This window comes from Gracilinema caldarium, assembly GCF_029265695.1.
Lineage (GTDB): Bacteria > Spirochaetota > Spirochaetia > Treponematales > Breznakiellaceae > Gracilinema > Gracilinema caldarium_A.
In genome coordinates this window covers 51,355-72,567 of sequence record NZ_JAJUHW010000008.1, presented here as the reverse complement: position 1 = coordinate 72,567, position 21,213 = coordinate 51,355, and the positions used below count along the sequence as shown (strand labels likewise).

General features: G+C 52.6%; 17 protein-coding genes. 3 read left to right on the top strand and 14 right to left on the bottom strand.

The annotated features are described in order from the left end of the window. Window positions 1-4: 4 nt before the first annotated feature. From Q7P68_RS04545 to Q7P68_RS04510, 8 genes are all read right to left on the bottom strand, one after another. Window positions 5-1,564: an Ig-like domain-containing domain gene (locus Q7P68_RS04545; protein ID WP_304223365.1), complete on the bottom strand. Its 1,560-nt coding sequence runs from the start codon at window positions 1,562-1,564 to the stop codon at window positions 5-7. Next, complete coding sequence (locus Q7P68_RS04540; RefSeq protein ID WP_304223363.1) at window positions 1,561-3,042, bottom strand: Ig-like domain-containing domain; 1,482 nt, start codon at window positions 3,040-3,042, stop codon at window positions 1,561-1,563. The genes Q7P68_RS04545 and Q7P68_RS04540 overlap by 4 nt, the downstream gene beginning before the upstream one ends. A gap of 34 nt (window positions 3,043-3,076) precedes the next feature. Next, on the bottom strand, window positions 3,077-4,471 hold the full coding sequence (locus tag Q7P68_RS04535) for an efflux RND transporter periplasmic adaptor subunit (protein WP_304223361.1): 1,395 nt from the start codon (window positions 4,469-4,471) through the stop codon (window positions 3,077-3,079). A gap of 23 nt (window positions 4,472-4,494) precedes the next feature. Continuing rightward, entirely contained in the window at window positions 4,495-5,934 is a 1,440-nt protein-coding gene (locus tag Q7P68_RS04530; RefSeq protein ID WP_304223359.1) for a TolC family protein, read from the bottom strand. Further along, window positions 5,931-6,455 carry a hypothetical protein gene (locus tag Q7P68_RS04525; RefSeq protein WP_304223356.1) on the bottom strand — a complete coding sequence of 175 codons (525 nt, stop codon included), beginning with the start codon at window positions 6,453-6,455 and terminating at the stop codon, window positions 5,931-5,933. The genes Q7P68_RS04530 and Q7P68_RS04525 overlap by 4 nt, the downstream gene beginning before the upstream one ends. Next, on the bottom strand, window positions 6,452-7,207 hold the full coding sequence (locus tag Q7P68_RS04520) for a hypothetical protein (RefSeq protein ID WP_304223353.1): 756 nt from the start codon (window positions 7,205-7,207) through the stop codon (window positions 6,452-6,454). The genes Q7P68_RS04525 and Q7P68_RS04520 overlap by 4 nt, the downstream gene beginning before the upstream one ends. Next, window positions 7,204-8,310: a hypothetical protein gene (locus Q7P68_RS04515; RefSeq protein WP_304223350.1), complete on the bottom strand. Its 1,107-nt coding sequence runs from the start codon at window positions 8,308-8,310 to the stop codon at window positions 7,204-7,206. Before Q7P68_RS04515 ends, Q7P68_RS04520 begins: the two co-directional genes overlap by 4 nt. A gap of 188 nt (window positions 8,311-8,498) precedes the next feature. Continuing rightward, complete coding sequence (locus tag Q7P68_RS04510; RefSeq protein ID WP_304223347.1) at window positions 8,499-9,449, bottom strand: hypothetical protein; 951 nt, start codon at window positions 9,447-9,449, stop codon at window positions 8,499-8,501. Between the two features lie 165 nt (window positions 9,450-9,614). Between Q7P68_RS04510 and Q7P68_RS04505 the strand changes: the two genes are divergently transcribed. Next, entirely contained in the window at window positions 9,615-11,213 is a 1,599-nt protein-coding gene (locus Q7P68_RS04505) for a CHASE4 domain-containing protein (protein WP_304223345.1), read from the top strand. 118 nt (window positions 11,214-11,331) lie between these two features. Here Q7P68_RS04505 and guaA read toward each other — a convergent pair whose 3' ends face one another. The 6 genes from guaA to Q7P68_RS04475 all read right to left on the bottom strand — a co-directional run bounded on the left by guaA (window position 11,332) and on the right by Q7P68_RS04475 (window position 19,900). Further along, window positions 11,332-12,942, bottom strand: a complete 1,611-nt coding sequence (guaA, locus tag Q7P68_RS04500) for a glutamine-hydrolyzing GMP synthase (RefSeq protein ID WP_304223343.1) — start codon at window positions 12,940-12,942, stop codon at window positions 11,332-11,334. Then, window positions 12,930-14,156 carry an adenylosuccinate synthase gene (purA, locus tag Q7P68_RS04495; RefSeq protein ID WP_304223340.1) on the bottom strand — a complete coding sequence of 409 codons (1,227 nt, stop codon included), beginning with the start codon at window positions 14,154-14,156 and terminating at the stop codon, window positions 12,930-12,932. The genes guaA and purA overlap by 13 nt, the downstream gene beginning before the upstream one ends. A gap of 9 nt (window positions 14,157-14,165) precedes the next feature. Then, entirely contained in the window at window positions 14,166-15,602 is a 1,437-nt protein-coding gene (guaB, locus tag Q7P68_RS04490; protein ID WP_304223338.1) for an IMP dehydrogenase, read from the bottom strand. Between the two features lie 92 nt (window positions 15,603-15,694). Continuing rightward, entirely contained in the window at window positions 15,695-17,188 is a 1,494-nt protein-coding gene (locus Q7P68_RS04485; protein WP_304223336.1) for a lyase family protein, read from the bottom strand. 36 nt (window positions 17,189-17,224) lie between these two features. Next, a complete protein-coding gene (locus Q7P68_RS04480) occupies window positions 17,225-19,045 on the bottom strand; it encodes a PP2C family protein-serine/threonine phosphatase (protein ID WP_304223332.1) in 1,821 nt (606 codons plus the stop codon). 27 nt (window positions 19,046-19,072) lie between these two features. Beyond that, on the bottom strand, window positions 19,073-19,900 hold the full coding sequence (locus tag Q7P68_RS04475) for an HAD family hydrolase (RefSeq protein ID WP_304223329.1): 828 nt from the start codon (window positions 19,898-19,900) through the stop codon (window positions 19,073-19,075). 82 nt (window positions 19,901-19,982) lie between these two features. On the opposite strand from Q7P68_RS04475, the gene Q7P68_RS04470 reads away from it, so the two are divergent. Together Q7P68_RS04470 and Q7P68_RS04465 are read left to right on the top strand one after the other, a co-directional pair. Further along, a complete protein-coding gene (locus tag Q7P68_RS04470) occupies window positions 19,983-20,228 on the top strand; it encodes a hypothetical protein (RefSeq protein ID WP_304223327.1) in 246 nt (81 codons plus the stop codon). 60 nt (window positions 20,229-20,288) lie between these two features. After that, a complete protein-coding gene (locus Q7P68_RS04465; protein ID WP_304223324.1) occupies window positions 20,289-21,113 on the top strand; it encodes a hypothetical protein in 825 nt (274 codons plus the stop codon). The last annotated feature ends 100 nt before the right edge of the window (window positions 21,114-21,213 follow it).

Genomic DNA, 21,213 nt, shown 5'->3' with positions numbered 1-21,213 from the left:
TCCCCTACTTCCGAAGCGGAAGCAGCTGCGCTTCCCCAGATGAGTTTCCAAGGCTGTCTAAAAGCCCCGCAGCGATAGTCCAGGTCACGAGCCCCGCATTGGTGCTGTTGGTAAGGAGTCCCCGAATTTCTATCCGTTCAAACTGTTCATATCCTGCCTCAGGATCGGCCCAGGTAAAGCCGGTTCTTAAAACGCTGCGGGGGGAAAAGCTCAGACACGAATTGGTAACGCTTAAACTGAAGGTATTCATGAGGGAGAAGAGATCCACTGTTCCGGCCTGGGCGGTTTCAAAATAGAGCTCTATCCAGGTGTTTGTCGGAATATCAAAGGGATAACGCTCACTGCCGGCCTCGAGGGGAAAATCCGCAAACACCTGATCCATGGTGTACAGTGCAGGTTCATGGTCCCCCGCCGCTCCCGGCGCTAGGGGAAAACGGATCGCCCTAAGCCGCGGAGGCTTTGAACCGGGACCGTTTATGAGGAAGCGGCAGGCAGCCTGGAGGACACTGCTGGTTCCCTCTTCGTCTTTTATATCCTTGCCTAAAAGCAGGGTATAAACCGAACCATAGCGGGGACTCTCGGTAAAACGAATAGTAATGATGGATGCGGCTGGATAGGTAGGTTCCACACTGTAAGACAGGGAGGGCTGAAAGGAAAGCCTGTTTTTAACCGAAAGAGGATCGACGGGCTTTGAAAATTCAAGCACCAGCTGAGAGGTCCTTTCAAAATATTCAGTAAGGGGCGGTATCTCAGGCGGCCCCGTAAGCCCCTCCCACTCTGTACAATCAAGGTGCCCTATAAGGTTCCCCTGCTTATCCTGGATTTGTATGCCCCTAAGGCGGGGCGGAATAATATCCTCACCAACAGAAAAGTGTATAACCGAAGCATAGCCCATGGGCCGGTCATACTGGTCGCAAAGGTCCTTGGACAGGGTAAGGACATAGGATTTACCCTTTTGCCAGGCCTCCTGGGGGGTAAAGCGGGCTGAGCTTCCCCCATTTTCAAGACTCCAAAGTCCCCGAATAGATGGATTAAAAGACGCCTGCTGCAAAAGCGAAGGAAGGCTTACCCCATGGGAAAAATGGAGGAAAAGGGGCACAAAGAGAGGGCCCGATTCCCCTCCACCAGCGCTTATTAAGCCGCCGTCGGCGGGGACACTCGAAAGGAGTCTGAGACGATCCGCCTGTGGGCGGGTGCTAAAACGGCCTTCGAAGGGGCTGTCTAGGTTAAGGCCCTCCAAGTCCTGGGCATCCGCAGCAAGGCTGATGCGGTACTCCCGGTTTTCCCGCAGAGCAGTTGCGGGAATAATCCTGAGCGTCTTGCCATCCCAAGAAAATGAAAGGGATAGGGGAAGGCCGTCCTCTGTTACCGAAAGGGCCCGTTCTACACTGTACCGGTTCGCCTCATGGGAAAAGGTGAGCGAAAGGGAAAGCCCCGCATTGAACTGCCGCGGCCCCGGTCCCGGAGTCCAGGAGACCACCTCGAAGGGGGAGGAACGGAGTATGTCGCAGGAGACCATGAAAAGGGAAATTATAAGAAGGCCCATATTCCAGAAAAGCTTCATGGCTGGGCCTCCAGATAGAGAACGAGGGACTCTTTAAGCCAGCAGCCCAGATTTCCTTCGCCTTCCGTAGTGAGGCCTGACCTGCCGCCGCTCAAGGAAAGCCGGTAAAAATGTGCAATGCCGCCGCTTCCGGCTTCAAGGCCCTCCCACACGAGGCGCAGCACCCTGTCAGAAATCCATGAAGCCTGCCGTAAAGCCACAGGGGCAAGGGTTCCGGGGAAATAGGGCGAAAGTTGTATATATTTTAAGACTGAACTCTGGGCGGAGACGGCAAAGGGAAGAGAGAAATGTATATTGATGGCTAGAAGGCCTTCGGGGGGGAGTACCTGTACCGCATAGGGCGCTGCCCCAGATGCCGCGAAGGGACCGGTATAGGGCGGAACGCCATCGGCTGCAAGCGAAACAAGCGCGAGATACGGAATAGCCACCGTAAAGGCTTCTCGGTATTCCTTTCCCAAACTGAGACCGGAAGTGTCTTTAGTATCCACAGATACGATCAGCACATAGCAGGTTTCCGGTTCGGGAGGCCGGTCAGGCACATAGATTACCGTCCGTTCATCTAACTGCTGGGTATAACCGGGAAGGGATGGCTCGAAACGGAGCGAGCCAAGAAGGCTTTCCCGGTTCATGGCTTCAGAGAACCGAACCCCGATAGCCTCACCCAGGTTCAATTCATTTAAAGACCGGCTTGTTTCCGTCCAGACCGGACCGGAACGGTACAAAGAAAAGGTCCTTTCAAGCCGGGGAGGTTCCGTATCGAGGTTCGTCACAAAGGTCCCCGACACATCCCCCGCAAGGGGGACCCCCTGGCTGCTTTGGGCATCCCGTTTTACGGACCAGCGGTAGAGGGTCCAGGGAGAAAGGGGGCTTTTAGGATATATCGTTACAATCCTGTCTCCATCGGACCATACCCAGTCCAGGTCGGAAATGCCCTCGATCCTGAGGGTATCTATGAGGCTTTGCCGTTTCATGGGGAGCGAAAATTGAAAGCTTATTCCCGGTCCCCGGAGAGCGGCCGCGCTTGGATCCAGCACTGGTACACTGCCCCCATCGGAGGGCGTTGACCCCAGGAGCCGCGGAACTTCCCCCCGAAGGATGCCGTAAAAAGGAATATGCTGGTTAACTTTGAGTTCCCGTCCGTCTCTGCTGCGGACCGTTCCGCTTAAGCCCAGGTCATAGCGGACTCCAGCCTGCCAGGGTGCAAGGGGTATAAAGTAAAGGCAGTTCCCCTGCCATATCCGGTCTCCCTCCACAGAGCCCCTTGCGGAACTGACTACAAGGGCCCGCTCTGCTTCTTCCCGCTCCATTTCGGTAGAAAAAGTGACCGACAGACTGCCAAAAGGGTCGGCCACCACCGCATCGGGCCGATCGGGATAAACTGAATATTCTATGGGCCGCAGGTCTATAAAGCCGCAGGAAGAAACCGCGATCCCAATACAGAATAGCTCGGCAAACCGGAGCAGGGCACATCGAAGCATAAAGCACTGCGGCCCAAACAAAGCGCAGCGGCCCTTACTGGACAATTTCCACATAGGCTCCGTCCTTAAGTCCCCCAGGCCCGATGTCGGGTTTCTGGACCAGCACCTGACCGGCTTCAAGCCCTTCAAGGATTTCCCGGCTTGAACCATAGAGATCCCCCAGCTTCACGGTCCTTTCCGCTGCCTGATTCCGCTGTATCAGGAAAACCCTGCCCCGGTCCCCCTGTTTGTCCGCCAAGGCGATCTCGTCGATAAGGAGTATTTTCCGTTCCGAACCAAGCTTGATGGTTGCACGGGCAAACATGCCCGGTTTTAAGCGTAATTTTTGTACGCCCTGGGGGTCCACGAGGAGCCTCACCAGGAAGGTAAAGGACTGGTTGTCCGCCGTGGGAGCTACCAGGTCCACCTGGGCGGTACAGGAGCCCGCTGCCCCATCCACATCAAGGCGGGCTACCATACCGGGAAGTATCCGCTGGGCATCCCGTTCCCGGACCGGAATGGTCGCATAGAGGGACTGGGTATCCATAAGGGTAAGAAGCTTATCATCCCGCTTTACCCGCTCCCCTATTTCCATGTACCGGGCCGCTATCTGGCCCGCCATGGGACTCAGTATGGTGAGTTCTTTCTGAGCGAGAAGAGCCGATTCCAGTTCCTTCTGAGCTGCGTCGAGCCGGGCTTCCGCGGCCCGGAGCTCTGCCCTGAGCGTTGTGGTGGCCAGGGCAATTCTGGCCTTGAGGAGGGCTTCCGGAGTTTTGGGTACAGCAATTCCTGAGTTTTCCAAATCCTGAACCCGCAATCCTACCCAGCGGATAGCGAGGTCCTGTTCCTGGAGCCGCAGCCGTTCCCGGCTCGCATCCAGGGCGAAACGGGCACTCCGAATGCTTTCTTCCGTTACCCCGCCGGCGGCAAAGAGGGCTTCCTGATCCCGCAGTTTCCGTTCCTGCTCCTGATACTCCCGGCGGGCCTGGGCAAGCTCGGCTTCGGTCTTTTCTAGATCCAAGATTTTTGCTTCGCTCTGGAATTCCCCTTCTAAAAGCCGGGCCCTGGCCAGTTCCAGAGCAGCCACCGCCTGATCATAGGCATTCCGAGCCCGGCCCACCGCAAGCTCTATCTGGGGGTTTTCCAGTACCGCAAGGATCATACCGCTCCTTACCGGGCTGCCCTCCCGGCGTTCAATGCTTTTAATGGTTCCTTCCTGGGAACTGGTAATATCCACCTTTTTAAGAAACGAAAGGGAACCAAATCCGGATACCTCTTCCGGTATGGTCCGGTATTCGGCGATGCAGGTTTTTACCCCTAAAGGAGCAGTGGATACTCGTTCCGCCGATTCTCCCTTTGCTGGAGTGCAGGAGACAATTAAGGCAGAGCTTATTGCGCTGCTTAAAACTAAGCTTAAAATTAAGCGGTCCCGTACATTCTTTTTATGCATATCTATTCCTTCATATGAGGTTCTTACTTTGACAAAGCAGCTTTGAAATCAGCGATATAGGCAGCCAAACCGCCGGGCCCAAGATCGAGGAGTTTTTCCAGATTTCGTTCTGCTTCCAAAACACCGACAGCGGCTTCCACAAGGCCTATTTCCTCCTGGGAAAGCCCAATTTGGGCCTTCATCATTTCTAGGCTTGTCATCTGTCCCAACGAATGTTTTAGGTTTGCAAGCTCCAGTTGTTTTTTTGAAAGGGCAAACTTTCCCAGGGCAATGCGTCGTTTTTGATCCGCCGCAACACAAGACTTTACAAGCCGCCTGGCTTGTTGTTCCAACTGGACTTTTAAGAGCGTGAGCCTGCTTTGCTCCAATTCGAGGCTTGCTTCCAGGGACCGGACAGAGAACAGGGAGGCGGGGTCCCCGAGCGGTTCGGCGGTACCCTGGAGCCGGGCATTCTTATCAGCGGGACCTTCCCAGCCGGCCATACTTGCACCAGAGAGGCCAGTAAGACTGCCCGACAAGAGGGGATGAGAAAACTCAACAACTAGGGCAACCGAATAGCTGTAACGGGTCAGCGGATAGCTGTTTCCCGAAAGGGAGACATCTCCATTTAGTTTGATGGTAGGCCACCAGGCTTTCTGGGCGTTTTCCAGTTGTGCTAAAAGTTTCCGTATCCCGTAGCGGGCCTTAACCATATCGGGGTACAGTTCAGCGGCGCTTTGCTGCACCGCAGCAATGAGGGCATCTATGTTTTCTGCTGGAATACTCGACGGCCGCTCGGGATCTATACAGTCCGATAGGGGAGGCAATTGGTCTAAGCCAAGGCGAAAGGCAAGTTCCTGTTCCGCCTCATCCAATTCCAGACGGATCATAGCCATATCAAGCTGGTTCTGCTCCAAACTGAGATCCGATTCTGCCAGATCTGTTTGCAGCGCCAGGCCTCGGCGAACCTCTTCGGCAAGAATTGCCCTTTGGAGTTCCAGTGCCTCGAAGTTTCTTTTCCGTATGTCATAGATAGCCCGTTTATACATGACCGTCCTATACAGATTGATGGCCCCCTCGCCGGTTTCGGCGGCGCTTCGCAGGAGGTCGCTTCTTCCCAGATCCAGTTCAGTTTTTTCCAGCATGCGGCTTGCGGAGAGCCGTCCTCCGTCCCAGAGAAGCTGGGTAAGACTTACGGTATAGGTTTTGGAAAAAGAATCAGCCGAATTCTGGGAAAGCCGGTCATCCTCAGAGGCAGAAAAGCTCAATTTGGGAAGAAAGGCTCTCAAGCCCGCTATCCAGGCCCCTTCTTTTAGGACCTGTTGGGTTTCCATACCGCGAAGTTCGGCCGATGCTGCTACAGCCATTTCGGCGGCCTCTTTCATAGAAAGAGGCCTGAGAACATCAGTTCCTTGGACTGTATGGGCAGAGAGGCTCATCAATATAAAGACAAAGAAGCGGACGGCACGGCCAGGGCGCATCATTTTTGCAAAGCCCTATTCAAGGCCATATCCAGGGCTTTGCGAAGGAGCGCTTCCATGTCCAGCGAAGAAGAGAGGCTCCCCTGCCCCACCATGGCAGAGCGGCCCATAGCCACAAGAACTTTTTCTGCCGAGCCCTGATCGTCTGTATAACGCCACAGGGAGACCTCGAGGGAGACGGACCTGCGGTTCTGCCAGCCCTGGGTAAAGTCCCGCTCAACCGCATAAAACTCTAGTCCGTAATCCGCTTCGCCTTCAGATAGGGCAAGCTGATAGCCCCGGCGCAGTACATCCAGACTCGCAGCACGATGCAGCTCTTCCTGTATGGAGCGGGCGCCCAAGGCTTTATCTATTCTGGCTTCTCCAACATAGATACGGATGAGACTCCGCTTAACTAAATCTTGCTTTTCCCCTGTCTCAGGATAAAGCCCCCAGCTTGCATTGCTCCGTTGGGGTAAGATCACGCAGGAACTTAAGGCCAGGGTCAGCACACAGAGAAGACCAACGGCAAAGGTATGCTTCATTTTCTGCCTCCCGCCGTAAGGACACTAGATGAACCAGTCTGGGAAAGTATGGTCTTTTCAAGGGTTGCGAGGGGTCCATAAAGGAAGGACTCGGGATTGAGGAGGGCCTGAGCCGCATTAAGATCAGAGAGAGCCCCCGGTGCGTCTCCCAGTATCCAGCGGCTGCGGGCCCGCTCGGTAAAAAGAAGCGCTGCCTCTCCTGCTGCCTCTAATGCCTGGTCCAGCATTTTGGAACGCTCTCTGCCCGGTTCGGTTAAGTCCAGAAGGAGCCGATAAGCCCTGAGGTTTGCGCTGTCATCCGCAAGAAGTTCCTCAGCAAGCATACGGGCTTCAGCATCCTTCCCAAGGGACCGTGCACAATAAGCCCGGTACAGTTTTGCCTCCGCAGAAGAGGGCTTTAGTTTCTGGACCTTCGCAAGGACTAGCTCTGCCTCGGCGTAACGGGAGGCAAAAAAGAGGGCCTTCCCCCGCAGAAGCTGGGCTGGATAAAAAGCAGAAAGGGAGAGAGATGAGTCTGCAGCTTTCGAATAGCGGCCCTGGTTATACAATTCCAGGGCCCTGGTATATGCGGAAAGTTCTTGCGGAGACATGGTGGTCTTGCCAGTCCCGAACTGGCAGGCGGGGAACAGAAAAACAAGCAGGAAGCCTATAAGAATCTGCAAAAGGACTGTGAGAAGCCCTCCTGAAGCATCAAGCTCCCATCGGGCCGCTTCCTCTTTAAGAGGATAGATAGCATCGCTTTTTGAAATCATATTTTGCCCCCCGCGATGTACCGGAGCCGTTCGCTCAGACGGGAAGAGAAGGGACCAGTATGTTCCTTAGCTGCTTTTAAGAAAAAGGATTTGACCGCGGGGGACTCTGAAAGCCCCCGGCAGGCACCCAGGGCATACAGGGTATAGGGGTTGTCACGAAGGGACAGCAATGGGAAAAGCTGGGCAAGCTGTTCAACTTTTCCCGAAGATGCCGTCTCCTGAATGATGTTTTCTATTTCCATTCTGCTCATGAGCGATGATGCATCACTCTTAGGCAAACCGATGGAGACCGCGAGCAATTCCCGTCCCTGCGCTGCAAAGGGGCCCCGGGGTGCCAGTGAAATGACCCGCTCCGCCGCATCAGAGATGTATTGACCCTCCGAATGGCGGGCAATCATAAGCCAATAAAGCGGTTGATTCGCATAGCGGGATCGGGTGGCCCGGTACTCTTCAAGTACTGTTGCCCTGTTTGGTTTTTGAGACGCATCAGAAGACTCAAGGATAAACACCCGTTCCATCCAGCGGGGAAAGGAGTCAATTTCATAGGAAGCGATCTGCAAAGAGGAAAGGGATTTAAGCCCCATGCCTCCGTCCAGGCGAAGCAAAGCCCGGGAAGCTTCTACCGCTGCCTCTACGGCCTTGTTGCCCGGATAGGTGCGGGCTACCATGGAAAGCCGCTCCTCTACTGCCTTCTTTTCCAGATAACCATAGCTATAGGCGTAGAATACTTCCTTAAAGGCCGCGAGGACCGCCGCCCCCAGGTTTCCCGCCTTTTCGTACAGGGTAGATTCCGCAAGCCCAAGCCCGGGGGAAAAACCCTGGCTCCGTTCTGCTTCGGCAAGCTGGCCCAAAGCGGCGGTCACATTTGGGTCCATAGGCTGGCCCGAAATGGCAGCACTAAATATTTTCGTTTCCGTATAATTTACAGGCAGGGCAGTATTTTTTGCCACTGAGTCTGTTTGTGTTCCTTCAAGTACAGAAGTATCCCCAGCCTTGGCTCGGGAAGCCCGGACAAAAAGAATCAATACCGCCAGGACTATCCCCACAAGCACAATCGAAATAATCAGAATACCAGATGCTTTTTTGCCAATATGCAAGCCCATGCCATACCTCCCGGACATATATGTTTATTCAGGAGGTTGTACGGGGAAAAATGATTGAATGCTTTAACTCTGGTATAGGGCCCGCAATAAATCAGAGGGATGAAAAATAAAAAACCCAGTCCCCGCGGAACTCGACTGTCCGCAGAGACCGGGCTGAAAAATAAGGCTAAGGGACCGAAATGCTTACCCTAATAGGCCTTCATCAATCGCAGGAGCAGGGGGGCTTCCACACGGACAGCCTGGACAACCGAAGGATCCGCGCCCTGAGGAATAAGGGGCTCTAAGCGGGAAAGGGTCTGTTCAGCTTCGCTGAGTTTGTTTATCCGCATTTGGTATAGAAAATAGTTCATCTCCGCTAGAAGGCGAATCAGGGAGTCCAGATTCTCTTTTTGAACGAGCTTGCTGTAAATAGTTTCCGCAAGTCCGTCATTTTCGGGGAATTCATCCTTGATTACCGTATCCATCATGTTTCCAAGATCGCTGTCGTCTTTGGCAGATTCAAGGGTAACCGGCGTGATGGTAAGGTTGTTAGCCAGCACCAGACGTCCTCCATCATAGGGCACCGCAAGCCGGTAATAATTAACATTGGTAGACATATTTTTTCCCGTATCTACAAGACGCTCTTTTTTTGTTTCCTTGTCAGTTACCTTAAAATTGATAGCGTTCGTAAAATATCTCAGGGCAAAATCTTTACCGGGGACCTTTCCTTTAATTAATCCAACTTGGTCAATTAAAATAATAAGATGAGATCCCTTACGGAAATAATCTCCTACCATAACAATCCGCACATCCCCCTTATCTTTACGAGCGGGCAAATTAGTAAAGAGGGCATGAAGTAAGTCCAGTTGCTGCTGTTCAGATAAATTGGATGAAAACTCAAGATAATTATCCATGGCAAGGAAATTGTTGGCTGCTTCAAAGGCATTCGTCGAATATGTTCCCGCATCGGCGCTGATCATATCCTTATAAAACACCTGGCCCTTTTCGAGCTGTACCGAATCAATAAAATCGTAGGGATTTTCATTCGACGCTCCGGCAGATCCCGAAGTAGTTGCGCAGGACGAAACCTGCCAGGCAAACAGAATAATCAGGCTTGACCACACAAGGCTGCCTAACCGCAGTTTTGTTACTTTCTTCATAATACACTCCTTTTGATTGATACGCCAATTCCTAAAGTTGGTCATCTTTAAGGTCCTAAACACTGCATTCTCTCCTAGTACATAAAAAATTAAAAGGGTGCTTTATAAAAATAAGAAGCACCCATGCTTGTTTTTCACAATCAGCGATTGTATACTGCATATACCATGAGCCAGCGTAACAAGGTGCTGCTTTTGTTCGGAATCACCGTTTTTCTTTTTTTCTGCACCACCCTGACTATTTCCTGGATCTTCTTTACAAAAAGCATTACTACAACCGAGCAAAGTCAATTAGCGGCTATCGGAGAACGGCTTACTAACCTGATAGCTGATGATTTGGAGCAGCTTGATAGATTAACCACCGATTGGGCTTATTGGGACGAAACATGGACCTATTTGGCTGGCACAAACAAGGAGTTTGAGGCTTCCAATTTTTCTGTCCAGGCACTGCAAAATTTAGGTCTCGCCGCACTTTATTGCTTTACAATTAAAGGAACTATTCAGTATCGATATACTATTGATGGTAAACCTGCAGAGACTCTGGAAAAGCTTGGAAACATTGAGCCCGCGGAGCTTTTGCAGGAAGGCCGCAAAGGTATAGTACGGGACGGGACCAGATATTTTCTTGCCGCCGGCCGGGCCATCCTGCACAATGATGGATACGGGCGTCCCATGGGCAGTCTTTGGATGTTCTGGCCCCTGAACGAACGCAGGCTCAGCCGTTACAGCAGACTCCTCGGTCTCTCGGTACGTTTGAATAAACCATCGGAGACCGGACAGGATCATAGCTTTGCATATCACCAAAACAAGATTTTAATGAATCTAACCCTCTCTAATATGGAAAAAACGGAGCTTATAAGCTTTACTCTTGAACAAGAACGGCGCATGCATCAATACAGCACAGCGATGTTTTCACTCTTCATGTGGACCATGCTTATCGTTATGCTGCTGCTCACCTTAAGTCTTTACCTCCTTATCAGGAAACAGATCTTTAAGCCCCTCCAAGAATTAACTGCAGCCCTTGCGGCTCGTCGCGAACAGCCGGATAAGCCGCTTATCATTAAGGGCATAAAACATGATGAGATTGATGAACTCATACAGGCCTTTAACAGTGTGACGGAACAGCTTGATGCAAAATTGAAGGAACGGGAGAATTTGCTCCACGAGATATATCACCGGGTCTACAACAACCTGCAAATTATGGCGAGTATACTGCAGCTTCAGGCATATAGATCCCAGAACGAGGATGCGGTAAACGCGGCACTTCAGAGCCGGCGCCGGATTCTTGCCATGGCCCACATCCAGCGGCTGCTCTACGAACAGGAAGACATTACAAGAATAAACCTCGCCGATTGCCTTAATGCCATTATTGCCGGCTTTGAACCCGAGGAAGCCCCTGCTATTCCAATCCGGCTGGAGACGGACTTATCTACTCTTGAGGAAAGACCCTTCTACTTGTCCCTGGAAAGAACCATTCCCCTTGCTCTTGTGATGAGTGAATTGCTTTCCAACAGTTATGCCCATGCTTTTGCAGGCAGGCAGAATGGCAGCATCCTCATACAGATAGAAATAGCTGAGAACCAAGGTGAGATAATCATTTTTGTAATCGATGACGGTATCGGTATTCCAGAATACGAAAAGCGCCAAGAAGGACTTGGGTTTGAGCTTATAAAAATCCTCACTGACCAAATTGGCGGAACGTTCTCTATTGAAAGGATTGAAAGTGGCGGTACCCAGGCTCGCATCCATGTACCTATAGGAATATAGAAGCCCTATCGCCCTGGAACGGAAAGTTACTGTCATCATTACCGTACTGGCAGGGCGATAGAGGGGGTAGCGAGCCACCGTGGGGCGAGCGAGGGGGAGACTTCCCCCTCTGTATGCTCTACTCCCACTCGATGGTAGCCGGCGGTTTTGATGATATATCGTAGGTTACCCGGCCGATGTCCTTGACCGTGTTGGTAATCAGGGTGGAGATTTCCAAGAGGTCCTTCATGGGGAAGGGGTATACATCGGCGGTCATACCGTCTTCGCTCACGATGGCCCTGAGGGCGAGGACCCAGCCGTACTTACGGACATCTCCGGCGACACCGACGGACCGTATGGGTAGGAGGACCGCGAAGGCCTGCCAAATCTGGTCGTAGAGACCCCGGCGCTTGAGTTCACGGATATAGATGTCGTCCGCATCCCGCAGTATATCGCATTTTTCTCTGGTTACCTCGCCGAGTATGCGGACCGCGAGGCCCGGACCGGGGAAGGGATGGCGCATCACGATGTCTTCATCGATGCCGAGGAGCCGGCCCAGGGAGCGGACTTCGTCCTTATACAGCCGGTCCAGGGGTTCGATGATACGGCCCGCATTGCGCTTGGCTTCTACCAGGGGGCTGCGGACATTGTGGTGGCTCTTTATGACGTGGGCTTTTTTGCCGACCCCCTTGCCGCTTTCAATAAGGTCCGTGTACAGGGTGCCCTGGGCTAGGAAGTAGCTTTCGGGGAGGCCGAGTCGGGCCACTTCTCGTTCCTGTATGCTGATGAACAGATCGCCGATGGCGCGGCGCTTTTCTTCCGGGTCTGTGAGACCTTTGAGGGCGGAGAGAAATTCCTTTTCGCAATGTATGATGTGGAGGTGCCGGGCTCCGATGCGGCTTAGGTTGGCCGATACGATTTCGGTCTCGTTTTTCCGCATGAGTCCCGTATCCATATACATGAGGTGGACCTGGTCTGGATCCAGGGTTTTAAGGAGCAGCGCCCCCGCCACGGTAGAATCGACACCTCCGGAAATGAGGAGGAGAACCGGATTTTTACCGACCCTCTGGGCCAGGTTTTCACGAACTTCTTCGATATAACGCTCCATGGTCCATTCCGGTGCAGCTCCGCAGACATCCAGTGCGAAGGCTCGGAGTATTTCCCGGCCGCCTTCGCAGTGGGTTACTTCCGGGTGGAACTGGAGGCCGAACCATGGTTTAGTTTCATGGATGAGAACCGCAGGAAAGCCATGGGCGCTGGTACCGACCTGGATAAAGCCGGGGGCAAGCTTGGCGAGGGAGTCACCGTGGCTCATCCAGGCGGTAAAGCTCCGCTCCTGGCCGGAGGCGCCGCCGCCGGGGAAGCCCGCGAGAAAGGCCGCGGCAGGGCTGCCTGCGGTTGAGGAGCTTACAGCGGCCATATCCAGGGTTACCTTGACACCGCCGTACTCCCGTTCAGGCAGGGGCTCCACACGGCCCCCGTGGTCAGCGGTCATTCGCTGCAGTCCGTAGCAAATTCCTAAGATGGGGAGACCCGTTGTATACACCGCCGGATCAGGCACGGGGGCCCCTTCATCGTACACTGACGAGGGGGAGCCGGACAGAATGATGCCCTTGGCGCCGTCCAGAACCGTACAAGTAAGGGGGGCATCCCCCGGCACAATGTCGGTATAGACCCCAAACTCCCGGATACGGCGGCCGATGAGCTGGGTGGTCTGGCTGCCGAAATCGAGGATAACTATTTTGTCCACGGGCTTTTCCTGATGATGGTTTCAGAGCGGTCATAACCAACCGACACAATGCCCACCTCGGTTTCACAGTACCGCTCGATAAATTCTATATAATGGCGGGCATTTTCAGGCAGATCTTCGTAGGTACGGGCATTCTTAAGAGACTGTTTCCAGCCGGGGAAACTGCGGAGTATGGGTTCCGCTTTGTTAAGGTCTTCGATGGATGCAGGGAAATCTTCCACAACCCGCTCCCCGATACGGTAGGCTACACAGGCTTTTATTTCTTCCATGGTATCGTACACGTCCAGGTGGGTCATAACAAGAGAATCGATGGAGTTAGTCCTGCAGGCATAGCGGAGGGCTACCAGGTCAAGGTATCCGCAGCGGCGGGGCCGGCCGGTGGTTACCCCATATTCACGGCCCGTTTCTCGGACATAGTGTTCCAGTTCCCCCTCCCCTTCGGGATCAAACTCGCTGGGGAAGGGGCCGTTACCAACCCGGGTGGAATAGGCCTTAAAGACACCGAGAATCTTATCCAGGTTCCGCGGTCCGATGCAGCCGCCGATTGCAGCCCCTGCGGCGCAGGACATGCCGCTTGAGACGTAGGGATAGGTTCCGAGATCCAGGTCTAAAAGGGTCCCTTGGGCGCCTTCAAAGAGGATCTGGGCGTTTTTATGGCCCGCAAGGAATGAGGTAAGATCGATAGCCATGGCTTTCAGGCGGTCATGGTACTCGGCCAGAAAGTCCCGGTCTGCCGGTTCAAGTTCATCAATCTTATCTTTCCAGTCAAGGTCAGCAATGCGGATGCTGTCCCGCTCTGCCTTCATGGCATAGGTTATACCGATGCCCCGGCCGGTGGTTCCGATGGGCTTTTTGCGGGCCCTATCCCGTTCTTTATCAATTTCGATATACCGGGGGAGTACCAGGTGTGCCCGGTCGGAAATAAAGACCCGGCCAGTGGTATCGATGCCCCGGCTCTTGAGCATTTCCAATTCTGCAAAGAGGGCCTTAGGATCGATGACCATACCCGCTCCAAGGACGACTATCTTGTCTGGATACAGGATTCCTGAGGGAATAAGATGCAGCGCGTACTGCTCCGCACCGATCACGATGGTGTGGCCCGCATTGGCTCCGCCAGAATAGCGGACAATAATCTGGGCTTCCCTGGCAAGGTAATCAACAATTTTACCCTTGCCTTCGTCGCCCCATTGGGCTCCGATAACGACTACATTCATGGGTTTCTCCTAGGAACGGGAATAATTCGGCGCTTCCTGGGTTATGGTTACATCGTGGGCATGACTTTCCCGGAGGCCTGCGGCGGTTATCTTAACGAAATTACGGTAAGTCTTCAACTCTTCTATAGATTTTGTGCCGCAGTAACCCATGCCTTTTTTTAGGCCCGCCACCAGCTGGTGCAGGAAATGTCGCAGTTCTCCCTTGTAGGGCACCCGGCCTTCGATACCCTCGGGGACTGGGGTCTCATCCTTGCCAATCTGGTACCGGTCACCGGAACCTTCTGCGATAGCCCCAAGGCTTCCCATACCGCGGTATTCCTTGTAGATCCGGCCGTCAAAAATAATTTCCCGGCCGGGGGCTTCTTTAAGGCCGGCAAAAAGATTTCCAATCATAACCACCGAGGCGCCCGCGGCGATAGCCTTGGTAATATCCCCGGAAAACTTGATGCCCCCATCGGCGATGACAGGGATGCCGGACTTGGCAGCTTCCTCGGCGCAGTCATACACGGCGGTGAACTGGGGAACCCCGACGCCGGCCACAATCCGGGTGGTGCAGATGGAACCGGGCCCGATACCGACCTTGACCGCATCGGCCCCTGCATCGATGAGGCGCCGGGTTCCCTCTTTGGTAGCCACATTCCCGCCGATGACGGGAATACCGTACTTAGCCTTAATGCCCCGGACCGCGTCCTGGACACTTTTCGTGTCCCCATGGGCTGTATCAAGGACCACAAAGTCCACCCGTGACTGTTTTAAGAGGGGACAGCGGATATCATAGTCCTGGGGGGACACGGCAGCACCGACGATGAGCCGTCCCGACTTGTCCAGGGCTGCCCGGGGAAAGCGTTCATGTTTTTCCATATCCTTTACGGTGATAAGACCTGTAAGACGCCCCTGGGCGTCTACCACGGGGAGTTTTTCGATCCGGTGCCTGTCGAATTTTTCCCGGGCGCTGGCGGGGGATGGGTCCCCCTGTTCCACCACAGGTTCCTTGGTCATTACATCCTTAACAGAGAGAGAATCATCCCGGCAGAACCGCAAATCCCGTCCGGTGATAATACCCACAAGACGCTGGTCTGCATCGAGAACCGGCATACCCGAAACACGGTATTTATCCATCAGAGCCTTAACGTCCCGGATGGTGGCATCGGAGGTAACGGTCACCGGCGCATCGATAACCCAGTTGAGATACCGCTTTACATTGGCCACCTGCTGAGCTTGCACTTCAGGTTTAAGGTTCCGGTGAATTACCCCGGCCCCTCCTTCCAGTGCAATGGCGATGGCAAGACGCTCTTCGGTGACCGTGTCCATGGCAGCGGAAATAATCGGGACATTCAATTTGATATCAGCGCAGAGTGTGGTCCTGACATCGCATTCTTTCGGCAGGACCTCCGAATATGCGGGGACCAACAACACATCATCGTAGGAATAGGCTTCCCTAAACATGGTTTCATTCTCCTTTCGGTAAACACAGGTACGGAGCCCCTCAGGGCCCGGTATACAAAAAAGGCGCCCACAGGGGCGCCATAATTCCATAGTTATTCGGACATGAGCCGGCGGTATTTGGCCGCAAGCGTCCGGGCTTTTTTAACTGCCAGGCCGCAGTACCGCTCGGGCTGGCGGAAAAAGGACAGGGCATCTGCGGCAGACGGCACAAGGCCGAGTTCGGCCATCTTGCCTCCGATGCGGGCAAGAATCTCTGGCTCCTGTTCCAGAGCTTCAGCAAAAGTAAGAGCCTGCTGTTCGGCTTTAAGGGTAATTCGGCGGATAACTTCATGGGCATCGGAAACGCCGGTTTCTGCGAGGAGTATATAAGCCGGTTCTGCAAGGACGCCGCCAACAATACCGGAACCTTGGCCGGCCCGGATCGCTTGCCCTGCTTGGCCGGGTTTTCCGGCTTCGCTGCCGGGGCCGCCTCGCAGGTTGTACATGAGCCGATCCCGGTCCACACCAAGGCCCTGAACTACGGAAGTCATCCGCTCTATGGCCTGGCAGAAGCCAGCCACATAGTCGGCCACAAAACGCTGGCTTGCCGAATTGGTAAGATCCCGCTGATGTTCGCTGATTTGGTCCATAAAGAAGGTCATAACCCGGGGGCTAAAGGCCTTCCAGAGGCTTTTCACATGTTCCGAATTCCAGGGGTTTCGTTTCTGGGGCATAGTAGATGAACCCACCTGATCAGCACCAAAGTTTTCCCGCAGTTCTCCGATTTCAGTTCGCTGCAAATTCCGCAGGTCGTCCGCCAGGTTTGCAATAATACCGAAGGCCACATTAAATTCTAAAAGGAGCCTCAAGAGGTATTCGGGTTCTACGAGCTGGGTAGAATGCTCTGAGGGCTCAAGGCCCAGCTCTGAAAGATAAAGCCGTTCAAGAGCTTCAGGGTCCTTAACGAGGACGCTCGTGGCGTTATAAGCGCCTACCGCACCGGCTAACTTTCCTTTGAGTTGTTTGGATCTTTCATCAATTTCTAAAATTGACTTTCCGAGACGGGAAACGTATTCAGAAAGGGCAAAACCTACAGTTATGGGAACCGCATGCTGACCATGGGTCCGGCCAACCTGGGGAGTTTCAGCCTCCCGTTCTACCAAATCACAGAGGGCAAGCTCCAGTTTTTTAAGAAGAGGCAGCACCACAGAGCGCGTCACCCCTTTCATCCGGTAGGCCAGGGCTGTATCCAGGATGTCCACACTGGTGGCTCCCAGGTGTACCAAAGGGGCCACCGCTTCGGGAACCGCTTTTTTGAGCACGTTCACCAAGGCTCGAATGTTATGGCGGGTCTTTTCTTCCTCTGCATATACTATTTCTGGGTCAATGGAGGCTTCAGCCTTTTTCAAAGCTGTTAACATTTCCTGGGTATCCTGTCCTCGAAGGGTCAGGTGGGCCTTAACCAGGGCAATCTCCGCCTTGACACAGGAAGAAACCGCCGCTTCCTCCGAAATCCAGGGAACAAGGGCGTCAAAAAGATTTTTTTCCGAAAGAGAATATCGATGATCTATAGGGGATATATTCTGAAAAATACTGCGGGCTTGCATACGGAACCATGGCATATTTTGTGGTTTTTGTCAAACCTACATATAGAACACCAAACCTACCATAGCCAGGTTATCCTGCCCTTGGGCTACATAGACTGAATCGGGTTTATGTGCTTTGCAGATATCTAATGCTTTTCCTCGCTGTTGGGGTAAGGCCGCTCCATGATACAGGATACGGATGCTGATCCATGAGTCGGTACTGCGGTATTCCAATCGATAAGCCATAAGTGTGGGCAGGGAATCATTTCCCGGCAGTTCTTCCAGTTCATCGGCCTCAGCGGGGAGCTTATCGGTAGTTTCTTGTGCGCCCTTCTCGTACACTGCGCCAGCGCATAGTTCTCCTGCTTCTTCCCACTCAACCATGACAGGCTTGGGTTTATCAGTTTGGATCGCTTTGAGGTGCTGCAACACCCGCTCCGTCGCTTCCAGTACCGATTCAGTAATTGCGGTCTTTCTGGCAGTTTCAAGATTCTCAGGAAGTACCAGATCGATGAATGAACTGACCCCAGCGAGGCTCTGCATCTCGCAGGAAAATTCCCGTGATTTTTTAATTTCTGACCGAGCTTTGGGATCCATTGCTACCGCAATACAGGTGACATCATCCCTAAATCCTTCGGCGGAGGCAAAAAACATAGCCGTATTCAATATGCGTCGTAGGAGTTCCCGTGGTTCTAAGTAGGCGTTCTGCCGCAAAATGTCCGCAAGCCGCCATTCACCGAAAAGCTCTTTCTTTTCATTGCTTGCCTCGCTAATTCCGTCGGAATAAAAAAGCAGACGGTCCGCCGGCGAAAGGGGTATTTCATAGGAATGGTACACCTGTTCATCGGTAAAACCAATCGGAAGGTTGGTACCCTTAAGCACCCAACAGACCCCAAGACTTGCATCATAGTGAATAAAGGGGGTATGTCCGCAATCCACATAGGTCATAGTGAGTTTTTTAGTATTAAAGCGAATATACTGCAGGGTTGCAAACCGGTCCAGGTCCATGAGTTGGTCTACTATAGATCCATGCACAGCGGTAACAAGCTCTCCCGGAGTAGGAAGACGCCCTTGATGTTCAACGATAAGCCGTAAGGCCTGACGCAGAAAGGCCCCTTTAAGGGCTGCGCCAACCAGAGCTGCGGGAACACCTTTTCCCATCACATCACCGACCAGCACATCAATTTCGCTTGCACTGTAGGGGATTAGACCATAAAAATCGCCGTCCACCGCATTGGAGGCCACCGTGATAGCATCCAGGACCACATCCTTGGGGCCTTCTTCAGTCTGGTCTACTAAAAGAGTCCGTTGGATCCGGGCAGCAATCTCTACCTCTGCATCTTTAAGCTGCAATATTTTTCGTTCCCGATCCTGTTGATTTGCCAAAGCAAGGTCGAGTTCGGCCTTCCGCTTGAGCCCCTTCGTCCGTGCAACAGAACCAAGGGCAAAACCAGCTAAGACTGAAATAATGACTCCATAGCGGGGACTGCCGCCGGAAAAGGCTCCTGCAGCATCAGCGATTCCCAAAGCAGAAGGAAGAACGGCAGCAAAAAGCGAAAAAGAGCCGGCTTCGCAGGGGTTCAACACAATGGGTGCAACAATGAGGAGGGCCCAAGGTGAAAATAATGAAGAATTGCTAAAAAAGGCATCAAACCCAAAAAAAGCTGAGAGCAGTACCCAGGATGCAAGGTCAATCAGGTTTTGCATCCCCTTTGTAATCCTCGCTTTCGCAGCCCCCCGTGATAACACTACCGTGACCAATGATTGAGATCCGGCGAGTATCCCCGCCGCAATGCTTAACCAAAAGGGACCAATCTGAAACAGAATCCCCAATGAAACACGGATAACATAGATTACTGCAATGAGCCAGCCAGTCATGTTTAACCCTTGTTTTTAAATATTAAGCTATTCCTGCAGCAATTTCCAGAGAAAGCGGGCTGGTCCTTCATCGTCGTTCGATTCTACTACCGCATAAGACCGCATCCGCACCGGTTCAATCGCGTTAGCGGGGGCATAAAAATGAGATACCACCTCCGCCATGGGAAGATCGTTTTCCGCATCCCCAAAGGCTATTGCCGCTTCAGAGGGTATTCCCCGTAATTGCAGGGCTACCGAAAGGCCCTGCCCTTTGGAAACCCCAGCGGCCATCACTTCTAAATAATTGTTATGGCTTCGAGCTCTATAAATGCGGCCATCGAACCGATTGTCCAGTTCCTTTTCTACCTCGTCCAAAATAGCCGGATCAGCAATAAACATGCCCTTAATTGCACCTGTCTGCTTGCCATCCCCGTAACCAAAGAGGGCCTTCATATCGACCACACGGCCCCTTAATCCGGTCCGGCTCTCATACAACGCAGTTTCTGCCCGTTCCTTTTGATATACAAGCCAATCGCCGGGTAAAAAGGAATGAAAATGAATATCACGCTGTAAAGCTATATCCACACAGCCCTGAATGATATCCGGGGGTACAAGACTTCCCGCCCGTAGCGTGCCATTGGGCATATCGATAACCGCCGCTCCGTTATAATAAACCATGGGGCCCGTAATATTAAGCAGGTACCGAAAAGGCTCCGCCGCAGCGGGGCTGCGTCCGGTGCAAAGTATAACCTGTATCCCCTTATCGCGGCACAGTTTAAGAGTATTCTGGGTAAACTCACCCATGGTTCCGTCGGAACACAAGGTTGTTCCGTCCAAATCAATGGCGACTGCCCGTATGTCTGATGTATAATCCATACTCTCTTTTACCCGGTATACCCCATACCGGTCAATGATGGAAAGGCTTACCGAAAAAGATGTATTCTGCTATCCTATGACTATGAAATTGAATCGTACCTCATTATTATGGATTATCGCTAGCATCGGGGTCGCCATGATCCTTTACGCAGTAGCGAAGCAATTTATTGGATTCACTGTTGACCCAGCATTGGAAAAAACCTTCTTTGATTTTATCGTCATTGGCGCTCTGGGAATTCTGCTCTATAACCGAAAGCTTGCCCGGGACGAAGCGGCTGCAGCCTTGGAAAAACAACAAAACCCGGCCCCTGATAAAACCGAGACTTGAAAAGTCATAACTATTCGCATTTTTGATCCTTTATGAGTATATTAAACCCATGGAGGATCTATGAAACGTTTTAGTTTATCGCTTTTCTTTTTAGTCCTGTCTGTGTTCAGTTTTGCCCAAGAAAAGCCCCTCAAGGTTACCTTTGAAGCCGAATCGGGAGCCCTCAAGGTGGTTTATCATACTTATCGGGTTGGTACGAACGGAACTAACTTTAATTTTGTGAACCAAGGGGGGCAGGAAATTCTCTTCCCCTTTGAACGGATTACGGCTTCGCTCTCATTGTATGACCGGCATCAGGTCCGTTTCCTGTATCAAAGTCTTGAACTGGCTACTGAAATAACCGCCAGGAGTGCCTTTACTATCGATACGGTTACCTTCGATCCAAACGATGTGGTCAACATAACCTACAGTTTCCCTTTCTACCGCTTCACCTATCTGTATGACCTCCTGCCCGGATCTGCAGAGCTATCCTTAGGTGGTGCGCTTCAGTTCCGCAACGCATCAATCAGGTTTACCTCTGTTGATGGATCTAAGCGGGCGGTATCGCAGAATCTGGGACTCGTGCCAGCCCTCGCTCTTAGCGGTAAATTTCCTATCACCGATTGGCTTTATGCAGGCTTTGACATGACCGGTATTTACGCTTCCAGCGCATTTATTAACGGAGCCGATTTTAATTTTGAAGGCTCCCTGCTGGACGCGTCGGTGCGGGCCGGTGTACAGCTTCGCCCAGAACTTGAAAGCTTTGTAAACCTTAGATTTATCGGTGGATCTGCCGCAGGGGTGTCCCAGTATCCAAGCGAATTCTGGACCCAGTCGACCGAGAAGGATACAGCCAATTACCTTGCAACCCTGGCGCTCACTATCGGCGGAAAACTTTCATTCTAAAATTATGCGAAAAAATAAAGGGGTTTCAGGATCAAGCCTGAAACCCCTTTTTTAGCGACCTGAGCCTATTTCAAAACTCTCTGAGTTTTTAAGAACCTCA